The sequence below is a fragment of the Geotalea toluenoxydans JCM 15764 genome, from assembly GCF_001311985.1.
GTDB classification, from domain to species: domain Bacteria; phylum Desulfobacterota; class Desulfuromonadia; order Geobacterales; family Geobacteraceae; genus Geotalea; species Geotalea toluenoxydans.
Genome location: NZ_BBCJ01000007.1, coordinates 14,372 through 30,809, shown reverse-complemented (window position 1 = coordinate 30,809; position 16,438 = coordinate 14,372). Strand labels below are relative to the sequence as shown.

General features: G+C 55.0%; 29 protein-coding genes. 1 reads left to right on the top strand and 28 read right to left on the bottom strand.

Going from position 1 to position 16,438, the window contains the following annotated elements; translation table 11 throughout:
• Positions 1-296: 296 nt before the first annotated feature.
• Positions 297-1,253: a GlxA family transcriptional regulator gene (locus JCM15764_RS05740; protein WP_054693537.1), complete on the top strand. Its 957-nt coding sequence runs from the start codon at positions 297-299 to the stop codon at positions 1,251-1,253.
• 131 nt (positions 1,254-1,384) lie between these two features.
• Here the strand turns inward: JCM15764_RS05740 and JCM15764_RS26180 are convergent, their stop codons facing one another.
• From JCM15764_RS26180 to JCM15764_RS05615, 28 genes are all read right to left on the bottom strand, one after another.
• Entirely contained in the window at positions 1,385-1,702 is a 318-nt protein-coding gene (locus JCM15764_RS26180) for an alpha/beta fold hydrolase (RefSeq protein WP_279384296.1), read from the bottom strand.
• Positions 1,660-2,289 carry an alpha/beta fold hydrolase gene (locus JCM15764_RS05735; RefSeq protein WP_279384295.1) on the bottom strand — a complete coding sequence of 210 codons (630 nt, stop codon included), beginning with the start codon at positions 2,287-2,289 and terminating at the stop codon, positions 1,660-1,662. Before JCM15764_RS05735 ends, JCM15764_RS26180 begins: the two co-directional genes overlap by 43 nt.
• A gap of 62 nt (positions 2,290-2,351) precedes the next feature.
• Complete coding sequence (locus JCM15764_RS05730; RefSeq protein ID WP_054693534.1) at positions 2,352-3,137, bottom strand: RNA polymerase sigma factor; 786 nt, start codon at positions 3,135-3,137, stop codon at positions 2,352-2,354.
• Positions 3,138-3,254: 117 nt separating this feature from the next.
• Positions 3,255-3,614, bottom strand: a complete 360-nt coding sequence (locus JCM15764_RS05725; protein WP_054693531.1) for a CPBP family intramembrane glutamic endopeptidase — start codon at positions 3,612-3,614, stop codon at positions 3,255-3,257.
• Positions 3,608-4,096 (bottom strand): hypothetical protein, encoded by a 489-nt coding sequence (locus JCM15764_RS05720; RefSeq protein ID WP_054693529.1) that lies wholly within the window; start codon positions 4,094-4,096, stop codon positions 3,608-3,610. The genes JCM15764_RS05725 and JCM15764_RS05720 overlap by 7 nt, the downstream gene beginning before the upstream one ends.
• Before the next feature lie 25 nt (positions 4,097-4,121).
• The gene (locus JCM15764_RS05715; RefSeq protein ID WP_054693526.1) at positions 4,122-4,412 is read right to left on the bottom strand and encodes a DUF1330 domain-containing protein; all 291 of its coding nucleotides are present in this window, start codon (positions 4,410-4,412) and stop codon (positions 4,122-4,124) included.
• A gap of 20 nt (positions 4,413-4,432) precedes the next feature.
• Positions 4,433-4,915, bottom strand: a complete 483-nt coding sequence (locus tag JCM15764_RS05710) for a methyltransferase family protein (protein ID WP_054693523.1) — start codon at positions 4,913-4,915, stop codon at positions 4,433-4,435.
• An 81-nt stretch (positions 4,916-4,996) separates the two neighbouring features.
• Complete coding sequence (locus JCM15764_RS22030; protein ID WP_243688445.1) at positions 4,997-5,173, bottom strand: hypothetical protein; 177 nt, start codon at positions 5,171-5,173, stop codon at positions 4,997-4,999.
• 22 nt (positions 5,174-5,195) lie between these two features.
• Positions 5,196-5,651, bottom strand: a complete 456-nt coding sequence (locus JCM15764_RS05705; protein ID WP_054693520.1) for a GNAT family N-acetyltransferase — start codon at positions 5,649-5,651, stop codon at positions 5,196-5,198.
• A gap of 82 nt (positions 5,652-5,733) precedes the next feature.
• The gene (locus JCM15764_RS22025) at positions 5,734-5,895 is read right to left on the bottom strand and encodes a hypothetical protein (protein WP_243688444.1); all 162 of its coding nucleotides are present in this window, start codon (positions 5,893-5,895) and stop codon (positions 5,734-5,736) included.
• A complete protein-coding gene (locus JCM15764_RS05700) occupies positions 5,892-6,278 on the bottom strand; it encodes a class I SAM-dependent methyltransferase (RefSeq protein WP_054693517.1) in 387 nt (128 codons plus the stop codon). The genes JCM15764_RS22025 and JCM15764_RS05700 overlap by 4 nt, the downstream gene beginning before the upstream one ends.
• The gene (locus JCM15764_RS26175) at positions 6,275-6,559 is read right to left on the bottom strand and encodes a methyltransferase domain-containing protein (protein WP_054693514.1); all 285 of its coding nucleotides are present in this window, start codon (positions 6,557-6,559) and stop codon (positions 6,275-6,277) included. Before JCM15764_RS26175 ends, JCM15764_RS05700 begins: the two co-directional genes overlap by 4 nt.
• A complete protein-coding gene (locus JCM15764_RS05690; RefSeq protein WP_054693511.1) occupies positions 6,559-7,110 on the bottom strand; it encodes a MerR family transcriptional regulator in 552 nt (183 codons plus the stop codon). Before JCM15764_RS05690 ends, JCM15764_RS26175 begins: the two co-directional genes overlap by 1 nt.
• Positions 7,111-7,159: 49 nt before the next feature.
• Positions 7,160-7,345 carry a MerR family transcriptional regulator gene (locus JCM15764_RS05685; protein ID WP_054693508.1) on the bottom strand — a complete coding sequence of 62 codons (186 nt, stop codon included), beginning with the start codon at positions 7,343-7,345 and terminating at the stop codon, positions 7,160-7,162.
• Between the two features lie 208 nt (positions 7,346-7,553).
• A complete protein-coding gene (locus JCM15764_RS05680; protein WP_243688443.1) occupies positions 7,554-7,853 on the bottom strand; it encodes a DUF2087 domain-containing protein in 300 nt (99 codons plus the stop codon).
• Between the two features lies 1 nt (position 7,854).
• Positions 7,855-8,487: an alpha/beta hydrolase fold domain-containing protein gene (locus tag JCM15764_RS05675; protein ID WP_243688478.1), complete on the bottom strand. Its 633-nt coding sequence runs from the start codon at positions 8,485-8,487 to the stop codon at positions 7,855-7,857.
• A gap of 391 nt (positions 8,488-8,878) precedes the next feature.
• Complete coding sequence (locus JCM15764_RS05670; protein WP_243688442.1) at positions 8,879-9,316, bottom strand: helix-turn-helix transcriptional regulator; 438 nt, start codon at positions 9,314-9,316, stop codon at positions 8,879-8,881.
• 31 nt (positions 9,317-9,347) lie between these two features.
• Positions 9,348-9,668 carry a DUF6597 domain-containing transcriptional factor gene (locus tag JCM15764_RS05665; RefSeq protein ID WP_054693502.1) on the bottom strand — a complete coding sequence of 107 codons (321 nt, stop codon included), beginning with the start codon at positions 9,666-9,668 and terminating at the stop codon, positions 9,348-9,350.
• Positions 9,669-9,894: 226 nt separating this feature from the next.
• On the bottom strand, positions 9,895-10,275 hold the full coding sequence (locus JCM15764_RS05660; protein ID WP_243688441.1) for a class IV adenylate cyclase: 381 nt from the start codon (positions 10,273-10,275) through the stop codon (positions 9,895-9,897).
• A 121-nt stretch (positions 10,276-10,396) separates the two neighbouring features.
• On the bottom strand, positions 10,397-11,290 hold the full coding sequence (locus tag JCM15764_RS05655; protein ID WP_054693499.1) for a haloalkane dehalogenase: 894 nt from the start codon (positions 11,288-11,290) through the stop codon (positions 10,397-10,399).
• A gap of 58 nt (positions 11,291-11,348) precedes the next feature.
• A complete protein-coding gene (locus tag JCM15764_RS27900) occupies positions 11,349-11,765 on the bottom strand; it encodes an RNA polymerase sigma factor (RefSeq protein WP_369412256.1) in 417 nt (138 codons plus the stop codon).
• Positions 11,717-12,166: an RNA polymerase sigma factor gene (locus tag JCM15764_RS05645; RefSeq protein ID WP_243688440.1), complete on the bottom strand. Its 450-nt coding sequence runs from the start codon at positions 12,164-12,166 to the stop codon at positions 11,717-11,719. Before JCM15764_RS05645 ends, JCM15764_RS27900 begins: the two co-directional genes overlap by 49 nt.
• Positions 12,141-13,025: a peptidase MA family metallohydrolase gene (locus tag JCM15764_RS05640; protein WP_243688439.1), complete on the bottom strand. Its 885-nt coding sequence runs from the start codon at positions 13,023-13,025 to the stop codon at positions 12,141-12,143. The genes JCM15764_RS05645 and JCM15764_RS05640 overlap by 26 nt, the downstream gene beginning before the upstream one ends.
• 92 nt (positions 13,026-13,117) lie before the next feature.
• Complete coding sequence (locus JCM15764_RS05635; RefSeq protein ID WP_054693490.1) at positions 13,118-13,849, bottom strand: class I SAM-dependent methyltransferase; 732 nt, start codon at positions 13,847-13,849, stop codon at positions 13,118-13,120.
• A gap of 101 nt (positions 13,850-13,950) precedes the next feature.
• Positions 13,951-14,850: a DUF6268 family outer membrane beta-barrel protein gene (locus tag JCM15764_RS05630; RefSeq protein ID WP_243688438.1), complete on the bottom strand. Its 900-nt coding sequence runs from the start codon at positions 14,848-14,850 to the stop codon at positions 13,951-13,953.
• Between the two features lie 37 nt (positions 14,851-14,887).
• Positions 14,888-15,592 carry a class I SAM-dependent methyltransferase gene (locus JCM15764_RS05625; protein WP_054693484.1) on the bottom strand — a complete coding sequence of 235 codons (705 nt, stop codon included), beginning with the start codon at positions 15,590-15,592 and terminating at the stop codon, positions 14,888-14,890.
• A gap of 33 nt (positions 15,593-15,625) precedes the next feature.
• The gene (locus JCM15764_RS05620) at positions 15,626-16,003 is read right to left on the bottom strand and encodes a hypothetical protein (protein ID WP_054693481.1); all 378 of its coding nucleotides are present in this window, start codon (positions 16,001-16,003) and stop codon (positions 15,626-15,628) included.
• A 105-nt stretch (positions 16,004-16,108) separates the two neighbouring features.
• On the bottom strand, positions 16,109-16,366 hold the full coding sequence (locus tag JCM15764_RS05615; RefSeq protein ID WP_054693477.1) for a DUF2164 domain-containing protein: 258 nt from the start codon (positions 16,364-16,366) through the stop codon (positions 16,109-16,111).
• Between the last annotated feature and the right edge of the window lie 72 nt (positions 16,367-16,438).

Here is a 16,438-nt window from a genome sequence, read left to right as displayed (position 1 = left end):
GCTCAGATTATCCATCGGAAGGCGCAAGAATAACAGTGGCCTGATTGACAATATCTGTTACAATCGGGCCAAATATTTGGATCATCCGGGGATTCGTCCATTCGCTCTGTCGCCACAGCTGCGGACCTTGCGGCACCCCCCGTGTAATGGCGCACGATGCTTGAAGTGGCAGGTCATATCCGGTCAAAAGGCGGCGAGCGGACGCCCGCCGCTGTAGCTCGTCGCTCACTCCCGACGCCACGACTGCCTTCCCCCGAAAATGTCTGAAGAACCAAATTTTTTTAGGGAGAAATGGGATGTTAAAAGACAACATAGCAGTGGTAGCATTCAACGGGATCAGCCCGCTGCACCTCTCCGTTCCCTGTGCCGTATTCGGGGAAGACCGCCGGGGTGCCGGAGTGCCGCAATTCAAGGTGGTAGTCTGTGGAGTGGAGAGGGGGACGCTGGCCACCAGCGCCGGATTCTCGCTGACGGGGCTTCATGGCCTGGGCGAGCTGGAGAAGGCCGGGATCATCATCGTTCCCAGCTGGCATGACCCCAATGAGCTGCCGCCGCAACACCTATTGAGGGCATTGCGCAAGGCCGCCGAACGGGGTGCGACTTTGGTGGGATTATGCCTCGGCAGCTACGTTCTGGCCGCAGCAGGGCTGTTGGATGGTCGCCGCGCTACCACCCATTGGGCCTGGGCCGACGACCTGGCAAGCCGTTACCCGTCGATCCATGTGGACCGGGATGTCCTCTATGTGGATGAAGGGAAGATAATTACCTCTGCCGGTGGGGCTGCAGGAATCGACTGTTGCCTGCACATCCTGCGCAATATCCATGGCGCCGAAGTGGCAAGCCGAGTAGCACGCCACCTGGTGGTTCCGCCCCATCGCCAGGGGGGACAGGCGCAATACATCGAGCAGCCGTTGCAGAGCACGGCTACCGTCGACCGCTTCGCCCAGGCCCTGGAATGGGTACAGCAGAACCTGGACCAGCCCCATAGCCTGGATGCCCTGGCCGCCCGCGTCTTTATGAGCCGACGCACCTTTACCAGGCGCTTCCGCCAGGCAACCGGCGCCACGGTCGGCAAATGGCTTCTCAATCAGCGACTGGCACTGGCCCAACGCTTGCTGGAAACAACCGGCAAACCCGTAGACCAGATCGCACAGCAGGCCGGCTTCGGCTCGGAAGTTTCCCTGCGCCTGCATTTCAATAAAATCCTGAAGATCTCACCGGCACGGTACCGCAAGGAATTTCGCGGTGGGTGACGGAAGTTCATCCATGGCCAGAGGATGGCGGCTATGCCCCAAAGAGAAATAGCACGGGCATATGGCTCCGCGCTATTCCAATCTTGCTAAAGTTACAGTGGCATATCATGCTGAACCTGGGCAGCAGAGGTTTAAGTCAGAAACCGCACCATCAGTTCGTTGACAACATCCGGTTGTTCCTGATGCACGAAGTGACCAGCCTTCGGAATAATATGCCTTTCAAAATGTGCAGCGAAACTGCTTTCCATCCCCTCGGTCGTTTCAGCGCCGATACAGCCGTCATCTGCACCGTGGACATACATTGCCGGGACCGGTATCGGCTCGGAAAGCCGCGTGCGGATCTCGGCCAGGCCCGGTTGCTGAAGGGCCGGATTGAACTGGGACCGGTAGTACCCCAAAGCGGCCTTCAGTACGGACGGATTACGAAAAGCCATTTTGATTTCCGCCATGACCTCCTCCGGGCATTTCCAGCCGGGGGACCACTCCTGCCAGAGCCGTTCGATGAAGGCAGATCGTTCTCAGCCACCGCCAATTCCGCAAAGGGGAGCTGAAAGAAATACGCGTACCAGGAGCGGCGCTGCTGTTCCGGGTTGCGGAGCAGGGCCTTTGCAAAATTGCCGGGGGTCGGCACCGACATGCAGATGATGCGGGCAACCTTTCCCGGTGCAATGATAGCAGCACCGCGGACAGCGATAGCTCCCCAGTCGTGGCCGATAAGTGTTACAGGCTGGTCCGTCAGGTGGTCGATAAGGTCCAGCAAGTCCTGCACGAGGGTTGCGATCTCGAACGGACCGTCCGGGCACTCGTCGTCGGGAAAGTACCCCCGCAGGCAGGGTGCCACCACCCGGTAACCACACTGGGCCAGAAGTGAGATCTGATGGCGAAAGGAAATGGGGAGGTCGGGAAATCCATGCAGCGCCACGACCAAGGGGCCGTTTCCTGCTTCGATGGCGTGGACGGTCCGCCCTTTGATCCGGAAGGAAGTTCTTTTGAAATTCGTGGGATTTGTTGCGTATTCTGAGTCTGTTGGTTCCATTTTTCTGCCTCCTGTCGAGCGTTATTGAATATTGGACTCGCCGGGAGACAAAAGGTTACAGCTCATTCAAAAAAAATTCCCCACTCCTTTTTCCCGATCCCCTCCCTGATTCTCTGTGCATAGGTTTTGTCTGCCGTCTCCGGATACAATTCGTAATAAATATCCCGCAAGGCCTTCATCTGCCCGATTTCTTCCCTGGCCCGTGCCGCATTGACTACCGGCATTTTAACCTGAGTCTCCGCGTTGAACCATCCTTGGGAAAGGCCGAAGCGAACCCACTGGTTGCAGGCGCAAGGGTTGCTCTTTTTGATAAGCCCGCACCGGTCTTCCATGTAGCCGAACCATCTCTTCTTGGCCCGGTGCAACGTTGTCTTTACCAAGGCAAGGGAGCAATCCAGGATTTCCGCAACCATCTTGTGGGGCAAGCCCAGCGTAACAGCCAGACAGAAAATCCTGCGCTGCTCAGGAGTGAAGCATTCCGTCAGGCTATGCAGGCATTTTACCTTTGCCTGCCCGGCAAGGAGTTCCATCTCGGGATTCACGGCAGGATCGGGATCAAGGATTTCCTCAAGCACATAGCCGTAATCTTCGGTGAGGGACTGGCAGGGAAACTTCGCTCTCTGCTTCAGATGGTCATTGGCAACATTCATGGCAATGCGGTAGATCCAGGTGGAAAAGGCGCAATCGCCCCGAAAATCATCGTAGGCGCGAAAGGCCCGCAAGAAAGCCTCCTGGGTAACCTCCTCCGCATCATGATCGTTGCCGGTAAGACTAATGGCAAGCTTGAAGACCATTTCCACGTTGTCGCGATAGAGTTGATCAAAATGTTCCGGGCGAGCGTTTGACATTGCACCTGCTTTCATAAATACCTAGGAGTCTGTCGGGCTTAGAATGAATCGGCTGCGAAAATGGCAAATCGGTCCGGATCTCCTGAAATTTTCGACAAATAGGTCCACTATTCGCTCTCAAATTTCCGAATATCCGTCTTCGATTTTCCATTCTCTCGCTTCGATCCCTAAGTCCGACAGACTCCTAGCCCACCTGGCAACCGAAAACACAATAGCCACGATCACAAGGTCTGTGAGCACATGTCCGGCCCATGGAGCGAGCAGCCCCCGGGAGCGAAGCCTGATAACTCCCAGAAGGAACCCGTAGACGGTCGCAAGTGAAACCCCGACCCACCCCCGAGGGAAGCCGCCGATGTGGATGGTGCCAAAGGCGATGGCCTGAAGGGGCAAAAGGATACAGGTCGGCACCTTTGACTCCACAAGGCCCCCGACCACAGCGCCGCGATACATCATCTCTTCCACGGCAGCGTTTACCATGCGAATACAAGGCCGCCGACAACCAGAACAGGCAAAGGCGCCTGAGGGACAAAGCTCCGGATCAGGTCCGCGATACCCGGCTTGGTAAGCATGAACCAGGCGATGAGCGCCAGCCCGCTGACAGCAGCGGTGCCGAGACACAAAAGAACTACGGTGCTCCCGAATTCTCCCCGGCAAAACCAGCCCGAGCCGCGCCGCAGGTGTGGGAACATGGCTATGACAAGCAGATACAGGACGATCACCAGGGCAAATGAGAGCTGGGAGTATGGGATATGCAAAAAGACAACACCACCGAATATGGCGCCGAACAGCCCCAAGGGGAATGAGGGCTTTCGCCATGACAAGGCAGAAAGGATTACCATGGCCGCTTCGATTGCAATTTTGCCGGAAGTCGGGACAACCGGAACAAGCGCCATAAGTATGACTATGGAGGCGGCAAAGAGCTTGACCGGCAGATTGTGGTCATCCAGATGGGAGGGCATAGGACTCCGCATTTCCGTACAACTTTTAAAGTTTTCTTACCAGGGTAAGCTTCAGGTCGCACGCCTCTTTCCTGAGATCCTTCCATGGTTGGTATTCCTTGGATGCATACCACTTCCTGAAGGCGTCCACGCTGGGCCATTCCTGCATCACAAACAGCTTCGGCAGCCAGTCCCCCTCGATACTTTCGATCCCCTCGCTTCTCAGCACCACCTTGCCGCCGTATTGATCGATCGTCGGCAGATGTCCTTTCAGGTACTGGGCAAATTTTTCCTTATCTTTCACATGCACTTCCATGAGCGCCAATACCGGTTCCATCAAAATCCCTCCTTCTACCTTCAGTTACACCATAAATAGCGGGGCACCTTTTTCATATACTCCTCATAGGTCCTGCCATATCTGAGCCTGCAGACCCGCTCCTCTGCCAGAATCATTAAATGCTGTAGAACTACGAGGATCGCCGTAATGGCAAAGAGGATAACATTGAGCGAAACAACGCAGATACTGAAAAATAACAGCGTCGCCGCCAAATAAAGCGGGTTTCTCGAAACTTTGTAAGGTCCGGCAGAAAACGGCTGATCCAAAGGTGTTGCGGCAAGCACATACAATGTGGCGACAAGGAACCCCAGACCTATGAGATAAAGGACCATTCCCGCACAAAGAGCAGGCTTGAGGGAAGTGAACGGTGTCCACACGGCCACAACCATGAAGGGATACGGGGCAACCGATGCGCCGATGGTGAAGAATCTTTCCCGGACATTGTAGCCAGTCATGTCGGACATGCGCTTTGCGACTCCCTTTTTGAGGCCGCAGACAGCCATCCCCAAAACTGCCGGAACACACAGTATCCAAACGTTTGGCAAGCCTGATATGAATGGAGGCGTCAAAACGGTCTCCGGACGTTACGGCTCTTCATTTTCCCTCCTGCCGATTTTCAGGGTGACGGCAATCCTTTTGAACAGGGACTTCTCCGTGAACAGAGGGAGACCGGAGGTATTGAAGCGATACCGACCGATGGTAATGATCAGAAGAAAAGACGCAAATGTAAGGGCGATGATGCGCCGTATCTTCATTATCATGCTTGGCCTCTGGAGGAAATGATCAGGAGCGGTACTTCTCCATGAAAACAAGGGAAAGCCGGGAATTAACTTTTTCGGTTCTGAACTGCCCATAGCCGAGCCGCTCATACAGGCGGATGTTGGCCCTGCTCTTGTGGCCCGTATAGAGTTCAAAGCGATCGACGGCAGTAAAGCGGCTCTCGATGGCAGCCATGAGTTGCGTGCCGAGCCCCCTTCCCTGCCGTTCCGGGTGAACCATGAGCCGGCCGACGAAACAGATATCCCCCACCTGGAATCCCTGCACCGAGCCGACAATCCTTTCTCCGGCCACGGCCTTGAGGACGGTGCGCCCAGGGAATTCGGCCACCAGCTCATCCAGGGTCTGGGTCAGGGGCGGGATGCTGAAGTCGTCGTACAATTCAGCCTCGCTCCTGTAAGCCAGCCGCTGCAGAGCCAGTATTTCCGTTGCATCCGCCGCGGTGGCGGGTCCGATGATCATCTGCAGGGCTCCTTTTCATAAATTTTCATTGGCAGTTTTCGCCTTCCTCCAGATTGTTGTACTGTCTCTCGGAACTACAGTTTCATGGTTTGATGCCGATGGTGTAGAGGATTTCCACGTTCAGCCGGATTCCCGCATCGGTTCGCAGCCTGTCGATCTCCTCCAGGTGCTCTCTCCTGAACCGTTCCATCTCCCCCTGGGGCAACTGGTCGATCAAACCACGGAATCCACCGTTCCGGATCACCTCCCACCATGCGTCGGCATCTTCAAGGTAATAGCCAGGTCTTTCCTCTCTACCCTCACACAGGTGAAACCGGCGGCCCGGAAGAGGGCATCGCAAGCCTCTTCCCGGGCAATGCGCTTCCATCTCAAGGGAGGCCGTTCGACGCCGAACAACTCGATCCGGTCCAGAAAGAGATCGACGCACGGCGAAAAAGTCCCTTCGTAAAAACAGGAAATGATCGTCTTGCCGCCGGGTTTGACCTTGTCGGCAATGTGCCTCAGCTGCCGCTCCATATCTTCCACGAAGAAGATTCCGAAAGCGCAGACGGCAGCATCGAAGCTATTGTCCGGAAACTGCAGCGACTGCATATCCATTCCCAGGAATTCCACGCAGTCGAGCTTCAAGGCTTTCGCCTCGCCCGGGCCTGGACCAGCATGCCGGCGGAGAAATCCACCCCTGTTATACGTGCACGGGGCAAGCGTTCGGCAAGGGTCAGGGCCATGTTTCCAGTGCCGGTGGCCACATCGAGCAGTCGGATGTCTTCCTCCGGACTGAAAAATCCGGCCATGACTGCAGCACTGGCCTGAAAGAACCGAAGCGACCGGTTGTCATACCCGGCTGCAACGCTGTCGAAGGTCTCCTTTACCGATGGGGAACTACCTGGAACAGATTCAGTTACCGACATTAAACCTCCTGGATATTTGGTTGCCGACCATTTCCGGCCGACAGCTCGCGGATCAACAGCGCCTCTTTCTCCGATATGCCCAGGGAAAGCAGGAACTGGTGGTGGGCTTCGGGAGCGCGGCGCTCGAACTCGCTGTGAAGCTGATTCATGGCGTTGTCATCCATTCCGGCGGCTCTAAGCAACTCCACGAACATCCCTTTGTCCACCACCGATTTCGGCCCACCTTCACCCTTTATCTTGAGCATCCCGGCCAGGAGCCGCTGCTTGGTCTGCAGGGAACGGATTTCCTCACCGATCCCGTGGAGGCGACGGCGGAGGACCGATACCGTGTCGTCGCTCTCCGAAGCCAGGATGTTCCTGATGTCTTCGATACCGAGACCTGCCTCCCGGAAGGTGCAGATGGCGGCAAGCCTGTCCCGGTCCGAAGGGGAATAGAGGCGGTAGCTCGATTCCGTTCTCCCCGAGGGGATGAGAAGCCCGATCCGGTCATAGTAGAGGAGCGTGCTGCGCGAGAGCCCGAACTGGCGTGCCAGCTGGGAAATTTTATACATTCATCCTCCTGGAAAGGGAGTGCCCCCGGCACTTACCGGGGGCGGTAAATCATGCCGACTTGGACCGGATTTCCGCGATCTTCTCCTGGGAAAGCCCGAGCCACTCCAGAAAGCTCTGATGCCCTGACGGATTCTCCCGCTCAAAGAGGCTGTGCCACTTGTTCATTGCCCCGTCATCAAGTCCGATGGCCCGGAAACGGGCAACCCACTCATCTACCGTCACTGTCCCTTTCATAGCCTTTCTCCTTTCTTGCATTTGGATTTGTCATGGCCGTGACAAAGACAACGCTACAGTGTGAACCGGTAGACGGGTCAAGGGGAAAAGTGTGCCTGTTTCACTTCTCCATATGGCTCCCACAGAAACGCTCCATTTTCAGCATTGCCCGAGCGGGAGATGTTCATGAGATGTGCCAGGGATTCGTCGCCGCAGTCACAGGAGACCCTCAGTATTTCACCCAATAGCAGCTGCCGTCGGCGTACCGGTCCAGAAAGCCGTACTCGACCAGGTTTCGCCGCAGAATGGCGTAATCATGGAACGTCTCGGCAAGTATCCCGTTCACTTCTTTTTCCGTATAAGTGCGTTCAGTGTCAAACCTGGTAATCAACCTGCGCAAAATGGCGAGTCGCCTCTTTTCCTTGGTGGGAAAGAAGGCAAGGGGGCCGTTGGGACCTTCCCTGAAGTAGCCCTTGATGAACCTGGTATCGCTTTCTTCCACAAGGTAATTATCTGCTGTAATGTTCATGTCAGTCGAGCCTCCCCTGATGCCTCTTGATGAAAGAACAGATTTCCTCCATGGCCCCGGTTGCCTCGGGAAACAATGGTGCGCAGGCCGGATAGCAATGGCACATCCCCTCTCCGACCCTTAGCGTCACATCCACGCCCGCATCTTTCGCCTTCCGTGCGTAGCGGACCGCATCGTCCCGCAATGTTTCGTCCCCCCCCACATATATCAAAAGCGGCGGGAGATCACGCAGGTCCCCGTATAGAGGAGATGCATACGGATCACCAGGGTCGTGCCCTCCGAGGTAATGATTGGCGCAGACGACCCAGGAACCGGTCGGCGCCAGGCATTTCGACGCATTGGTCCGCAACGATTCCCCGGTATGCTTCATATCGGTCCAGGGAGAAAGCGCCACTGCAGCTGCCGGTAACGGAATGCCCCGGTCGCGGATGGCAAGCAGCGCCGCCAGACAAAGACCCGCTCCGGCGGAATCACCCGCAAAGACGATTTTCGCTGGTGAAATTCCCTCCGCGAGCAGCCAACGGTAAGCCGCAAGCGCATCGTCGAGGGCGGCAGGAAAACGGTGCTCCGGCGCCAGACGATAACCGAACAGCAGGGCACGGGCGCCGCTCCCGCTGACGAACTTGGCGACAATCCCCCGGTGGGCCTCGATGGAACCGAGTATGTACCTCCGCCGTGGAAATAGAGGATGACGGAGTCGTTATCAGCCTGAATGGGTGCAATCCATTCGGCGGACAGTTCCCCTATGGCGATGGGCGCCGATTGGATACCCTTCGGCAGCTTCCCGAACATCCTGGAAGTCTTTGCCGCCGAGGCGCGCACAGCGGGAAGGGAAGTCTCCCACTCGCGGGCGGTCTCCTTTTTCAGCTTGAACTTCAACAGGTGGCGGTTTCTGAGTACTGTGAGAAAGATGCGGCTTCGTAAACTGGGCATGTTCAACTCCGTACAATGTGTGGATTATAAACCAACAGATAGCATGAAAATAACTCCACGATATTGTACAAATGCGACATGATGAACTCTGCCTATGAACGAAAGCGGTGCACGATCCGCGTCCCAGGCGCCCCTGTCACGGGACGCATGTCGCAGGAACCGATTTCGCCGGGGACGCAACCGGTGAACTCCTTGTATTCCCGTATCATGTGGGACTGGTCCGCGTAGCCGCAGGCATAGGCTATATCCGCAAGGCTGGCGAAGTTGCCGGCACGAAGTGCACAGGCAAGCCGGTTAAAACGGATGAGGCGCGCAAGCTGCTTGGGAGATACCCCCAAATGACCGATAAACAGACGCTCCAGGCTGCGCACATGGAGGCCGAGCCCGGCAGCGAGCTCATCGATCCGCAGTTGTCCCCCATGGGCTTTCAGAAGTGTGGCGGCATGGCGGCAGCGCTCATCACGGACAAGGGGCAGGGAGCCTCGCACCAGTTCCTCCATGACGAGTTTTCGCGACAGCGGATCCCGCAAGGAATGCAGCGGTCCGCCAGGGATGCGCTACTCATCCCCCTAGTCCGGGAAGGTCGGCAAAGGTATCGACCAGTTCCGAAGGGCGCACGTCAGCCAAACGCGGCGTCTGCCCCGGATTGAAGCTAAGGCAGAAATAATCGGAAGCTTCGTCGATCTCGACGCACGCCTTCTCGGTTCTCGGACCCAGCAGGGACATTCTCCAACCGGAAGCCGAAAACCGAAAGATCAGGTTCATATTGCCATCCGGTGGAACCTCGTAAAAGCCCCGGCCGCCCGCTCCTCCACCCTGAGCAGACCACCACAGTTGCACCTGTCCCGCCAGATCCTGAGCCGGTTTTCCTATAACCACCATCCCTGCACCTCATCTACCGTGAAAGAAGGGCTCCAGTTTCTCCCATACTTCTGCTCCAGTCATGTCTTCGGCCGCCCGGCGCAATCAAGCGGCCTACCGTGCCTTAAGAAGCAGATCCACGTAAGCGTCTTCTATTAGCTGCGACGGATCAACCCCCAGCTTGGCCATGAGCTCGTGGGCCTCCCGGACACCCTTTTCTGCCGATTCCCCTTCTTCCAGGACAACTTCAAGTTCCAGGAATTCCCCCAGCTTCCACCTTGTCCAGGTGAATGCGCGTTCTGCCGGCGAGGAAGAGGGTGCGGTGCTTCCGCACCCGGCCCGCCTGCCCGTAGGCCAGAGACAAGGATTCGCGCAATGTCTCAGGCGCCGGTGTCGACGAACGGAGATAGAAGGACTCCTTCGGCCCCTGTTGATCGGCCCGGCGGTAGAAGATCAACTCGCCTTCATCCGGGGAAAAGGCGCGCAGCTTCAATCTGCCCGAGTCGCAACGGAAGAATGTATCGTCCTGGATTATATCAATAGGCCCTTGGTCGGCGATGGCCGCGGCTTTAGGTACCAGCGCATCTACACTCTCAATGTAAGCTTTTATTTCAATGTTTCTTGCCATGCAGTCCCCTGTAGATTGATGGAGTCGACGCTATTCAACAGCTTTGTAGTATTGCTTGAATTCTTCGCTCGGCTCACGATCGGAATAAAGATAAAGCATGATGCCGTTGGGGCTTGAATCGCTAATCTGAGAGGGACTGCAGGAAAGCAGCGATGGCCCGGCCAACTTCCGTAGGGGCGTCCTCTTGAATAAAGTGTCGTCCGCGGACGGTGACTTCCTGCTGGCAAGGCCAGGTGCGACAAAACTCGCGCTGTGCCCCTGTCAACATAACGCCGGGATCAGCGTTGATGAAAAGCTTGGGAACAGAAGCGGTCGAAAGCCAGGCGGCATAACGGGCCATGATGTCATGCACATCGCCCGGTTCACCATCGAATGGAATCTCGCGCGGCCACATCAGCATGGGACGGCGTACCTCACCCCGCTCAAGGTAGGGGCGACGGTAGGCCGTCAATTCCTCCTCCGTCAGACCCCGCAGGAGACTGCCCGGCAAGAGACGTTCAATAAAGATATTCTCTTCCAGGACCAGGCGCTCCCCCGCAGGCGACCGAAGCGCCTGTAAGACCGGCCTCGCCTGTTCGGGCCACATATCCCATTTGAGCGGTTGGACAAAGGCTTCCATATAGACAATGGCCTTGACCCGATCCGGGTAGAGGGCAGCCCAATGAAAGCCCAGAGCCGATCCCCAATCGTGAACCACCAGGGTGACGTTATGCGTCAGCCCCAGTGCATCAAACCAAGCATCCAGGTAGCGTGCCTGATCCACGAAGCGATAACTGCCGCCGGGCATTTTGCCGGAGTCGCCCATTCCCACCAAGTCGGGGGCCAGACAGCGGCCGACCTGTTCCAGATATGGAATCACATTTCGCCACAGGTAAGAGGAAGTGGGATTCCCATGAAGAAATACGATCGGTTCTCCCTTTCCGGTATCCACATACGCCATATCGCTGTCGAGCACTCTGACCCGAGCCCGGACTCCACATGGTTGAACTAAAATGTTCTCTTTTGTAGTACTCATAAACCAGCCTCCCAGTTAATTTATTTTGCTGGTAAGACTGATAAAAGAGCAAAAGGTTTCAAAAAAAATTTAAGAAAAAGTAGCCCACTTTTTTTGGCAAATCCTTCTTTAAAAAATCTTGCCAATACTTCGTCGTTATCGGCAGGTAAACATTTTTGTAGATATCGCGCAGGTCTTTCATGTAGATCTTTACACTGTCCGGAATGGTAATCCTGGGCAGCGGGTTGGTTATGGCCTCCTTTGTTATCCAACCTCTTGAGATACCACGTTTAACCCACTGCTCACAACGGCACGGATTCGATTTCCTAATAAGCTGGCATCTGCTTTCCATGTACCCGACTAATCTATTTTTGGCCCGGTGCAGCTTTGTTTTTACAGAACTGACGGAACAATCCAAGATTTCGGCCGCGGTCTGGTATGGCAAAGCTAATCTACTGTTAAGAAAAAAACCTTTCTCTGATTGACAGGCAGGCATTCGGTGAAAGCAGCCATGCAGACTCGCATCACTTCATTGACCATTAATCTGGTTTCGGGGCCATAAGCAAGATGGGGATCAGCCAAATCATCAACAGAACAACCTGCTTCTTCGGCAATTTCGTAGACAGGCAGCTTACTTCTTTGTCTCATGTAATCATTGGCCACATTGACGGTAATGCGATATATCCATGTAAAAAATGAGCTTTGTCCACTAAAAGTATGATATGAATGAAAAGCTCGTACAAAAGCTTCCTGTGAAATATCTTCGGCATCGCTAAAATTGTGAGTCAGTCCTAGAGCCAGCCTGTATACCTTGACATAGTTGTCCCGATATAGTTGGTCAAAAAGTTCCGTAAAATTTTCCGACAAGCACTCACCTCTTTCTTCCTTTTTGGGCAATTTTGCCGCTTCTGTTTCGCGTTTCTATGTTTCTTGCCATGTTACGACGCGGCCCCCCCTGTTTCAATTGCTTGATGAATTGCTGCCAAGCCTCTTCGATGCCCATTCCATAGGCATTTTTGAATGATTCCCGGAGCCCACGCCCCTCCTCCACCGCAAGAAGCAATGTCCTGAATCCGGCTTCATCGTGGCGCCGCAGATAGCTGACGAACATCCCGCTCTGGCGGTAGAACATGGGGGGCTTCAATCCATAGGAAGCGGCAAATTTCTTGAAGAAGAAGCTGCCAGTATCTTCCGGAATCAAGCTTTTCCCTTGGAGAATGGCTTTGGCGGCCCCGGCCTCGCTCATTTTCTCCGCCCCGCCCCCACTGGACACGATGACAGCCAGCCCTTCCTGGAACCATGATGGAAGAGAGGCATTGTAGCCATAGATGCCGAGCCGCTGCCCCAGATGGAGATGGGACAGTTCGTGGGCCAGTATTCTTTTGATCCTGTCAGGCTCCTTCCTCAATCCGCCAGAGAGGAACAGCTTGAGAATCACCGCCCCCCGCACCTCCTTGGCAACACCGGTAAAGGCTGCAAAGCTTTCCTCGTCACGGGTAACATAGACCCGGACAGGTCCGGCAAAGGGACGGTACTGCTCCCGTTCCACCGTGGCGATTGCCCCGGACAGTTCCTTCGCCGCTATGACAGCCACATCCTCCGATCCCGGTTCGGCGAGGGCACGGGCATCCGCAGCCATTGGAACGAAATCGGCGGTGGATTTCAGTGAAGCGATGCTGCTGCGTACCAAGCCGCAGCCGGAAACGGAACCGGCCAAGGCCAGCACCATGACAACGTACAACAATCTCCTGATCATATTCCCTCCAGTAATTTGGATTTCTTCCATAAGTACGTGGAGGTGAGTGAAAAGTTCCGGAATTATTTCTGTCGTCATCTGAAAACCTGAAGTCAGGCTTCAGGCTTTCCCGCAATTATGGTGACCAAACCGTTTGTAAGCTCCCGCTGATGAAGGGTGAACCCTGCCTTTTCCAGCTGTTCCACGATCCATTCCATGGATATTCGCAGTTTTCTGTAGGAGCTTTTGTTGAGTTCCCAGGCTTCTTTGCGTGTATAGAGCAGATCGTTGACTGTGACATAATTGGATTCGTATTCAAGAAAACAGGTAAAGACCGTGTCCGCATCGCTGCGCACCGGTATGAAGCGGTCGGTGCCGTGCAGCTCAAGGCTGAGGTCGCGAAAGGAGAGCACCAATCGCCCCCCCGCTTCGAGGGATAGGTAAACCTGCTCCAGGAGAAGCGTTACACTCTCAAAGTCGGGCAGGTGCGGCAGCGTATCTCCCATGCAGACGCACAACTCCATGGGTGCTTCGCCCCAGGCTGTGAAGTTCATCAAATCGCCATGGATGGGGGTAATGGGGAGGCTGCCGCACCTGCAATGCAGCTCTTCCAACAGCCTGCGGCTGAGATCCACGGCCAGCACCCGGAAACCGAGCTGTGCCAGGGGAATGGACTGGAATCCCGGACCGGCGCCCAGATCCACGGCAAGTCCTGATTTCGTCGGCTGAATCTGGTTAACGAAAAAAAAACGGTGGTGAGTTTCCACTTTGCCGGCGAAGTCTCCGAACATCCATGAGTAGTAGTCAGCCAACAGATTTTCGTAATGTTCCGCAACTGTTGCCATTGCATCTCCTTCTACCGGTGTTTGTTCCTGTACAGATTCCTTACTGATAGCGCAGCTTCTCTTCGAAGGTAATCGTCTTCCACGCCGCTACCAGTTCAGACTTACCCCGACCTTGGCAAAGGGACCGTTCGCGATCGCCACATCATCCCGAGCCCCGTCATAGAAGAGGAATTTTCGGTTGAAGCGTAGCCGCCCGAGAGATTGATTTTTACGGCAGAGAACAAAAGATATTCGGCCCCCGCAAAGGCTCTGAAGTCACGATACAGAACCTTCTCCGCCCCGATGGATTTGTCATGCAGCTGATATTCAGTACCGGAGATCTCGCCGCCGATGTAATAACTTGAGGTGCGGTTCGGGCTGAAGGTAATTCCCGGTCGGGGAGCGGCGAGACCGAGCGTCCATTGTTCATTGGGGCGGTATATCACCCCGAGAACCGGCAGAACCGGAATGCTTTCGTTTCCCTGCTGATAGATCACCCCCGCCAACAAGGTCAGTTTTTCCGTCTTGTCATAGAATCCCAGGACGCCGATCTGGGTCCTGATGTTGTCTGTGTCGATCCCTTTAAAATCGCCGTTCAGGCCGGGGGAAGCCAGCACCGTCACCGCCGTTCTCTTGTTCACATGATAATTGCCGGACAACTTTACCGAGAGGGTGTGCAGCTCATCAGGGAGATGTGCGCCCGCAGGGGCAGAAAGGTCCCGCAGTGAATAGGCTATATCGGTGGAAAAACTAGCCTGGGGGGAGAGCATATAACTTCTGCCGAACGTCACCTCCACCTCCCGCATGCCGAGCTTTCCGCCGATGGTGCGTATGTCGCTGTCGGGCAGCCAGGCCGCACTGACCGATCCCTGCCAAGGATGCTGCGCTGCTGACTCTTCAGGAGAAGCCAACAGTTCCTTTGCCGTTTCATTGGCCGAACTGTCGGCAGCGTGCCCATGGGCAACGGCAAGTACCATGACAAAAACAGAGCAAAGCACAAAGGATCTACAAGATCTTTTCATCTATCCCTCCGGCAATAAAATTACAGTTTCCCTCAAGCTATTTCCTGGTGCAGATATAGGTTCCCAGCACCCCGTCTTCCATGCGTTTGACCCTGATGGTAAAGCCTGCGCGAGCCAGGAGACCATCCATAACCCAGTCGTAGGTCGAATATTCGTCCTTGAAATGCCTCTCGGCATCCTCTCGCATCAGCTTCCCACCTGCCGCCGCCAGCTTATCGATCAATGCGGCGATGTTTTCCAGCGCATTGTTTTCCTCAATGATGACATCATGAATATAAAACTTCCCCCCCGGCTTCAGCATGGCATTCACCCGCTTCAGGGCAATCCCTTTCCAGAAATCGGGCAGATGATGGAAGGCGAAGGTCGTCACCACTGCGTCAGCGGGTGTACTTTCATGCCGGTAGGTCAGGAAACCGCCATGATGAAACCGGACATTCGTCACTCCAGCCTTCATTGCCTTGGTCGCCGCGCAGTCGATCATTTCTCGCGAAACATCGACGGCATGCACCCTGGCGCAGCGTCGTGCCGCTTCAATGGCAAAAGTACCTGTTCCCGACCCCAAATCGATCAGCACATGGTCGCCCGTAACTTCAAGGAGATCCAGGACTCTAAGACTTTCGGCCTTGATGTCGCGGAAGTCGGCATGGCTGGAATCGTAGATTTCCACCTCGTCCTTGCGGCCATAGTCGGTGCCTACTTGCTTGAATTCGTCGTACTGCCAGGGAATCCCTTGATTCTCCATGATGCTCCTCTGCGCCTGACGTTATTACTACCTTTACTTCGCTTCCAGCTTTATGTTTGCCTGAAGGCCATTGACATCAAAGCCGCCGCCGAACTCAACCCCGATCAATTTGTGCGAGTTTTCCCATGTTTTCCCATCGTGGCTCGCCCAATACTTATACAGGTACAAGTCTTTGGCGAGGATTGCCTGGGACTCAACCCTGTTCGCAGACGCAAACAGCGAGCCTGTTGCGTTGAGTTTTACCGGAAACGCAAAGCCTGCCGGGTAGAACGTGACATATTCGGTGGTTTCCGGTGGTTGGCTACCGACTCGGACAACCGGCAATTTGGTTATCGCTTCGGTTGGGGCCGACTGCAACGAGGCACAGCCTGTAAGAGCAAAGATGGCAAAGACAGCAAAAACGTGTTTCATGTAACCTCCTCAATGTGTGTATAACTACCAAGAATTCATAGTGTCATGTCTAACATTAACAGGTTCGATATTTGCCAATGTTTGACCTGAGACCTTGCAGCATTGTTATTTTCGCTTCTTGTGCCAATACGTCATTCCCTCCTCAAAACAGATGCCCGGCAGGTCTTCAACCTTCGCCTGGAAATAGGCTTCGGCATCTTTGATGCCTTTGTTATAGGCGAAAGGAGCGATCTCCTTCATGATATAATCCAGAAAAAACTTAGCCTGCATGCCGCTGATTTCCAGCTCCAGCTCCTCCTTGCAATACTTGCGAAGAGAATTAACGATGTCATCGACATCCTGTTTGCTGAGTTCAATTGCCATTGGTTATTCACCTCGTGCCAATTTCTTTATTGCTGTGTTTGCCCAACGGGTGCGGCTTTGTCTGCCGGACTT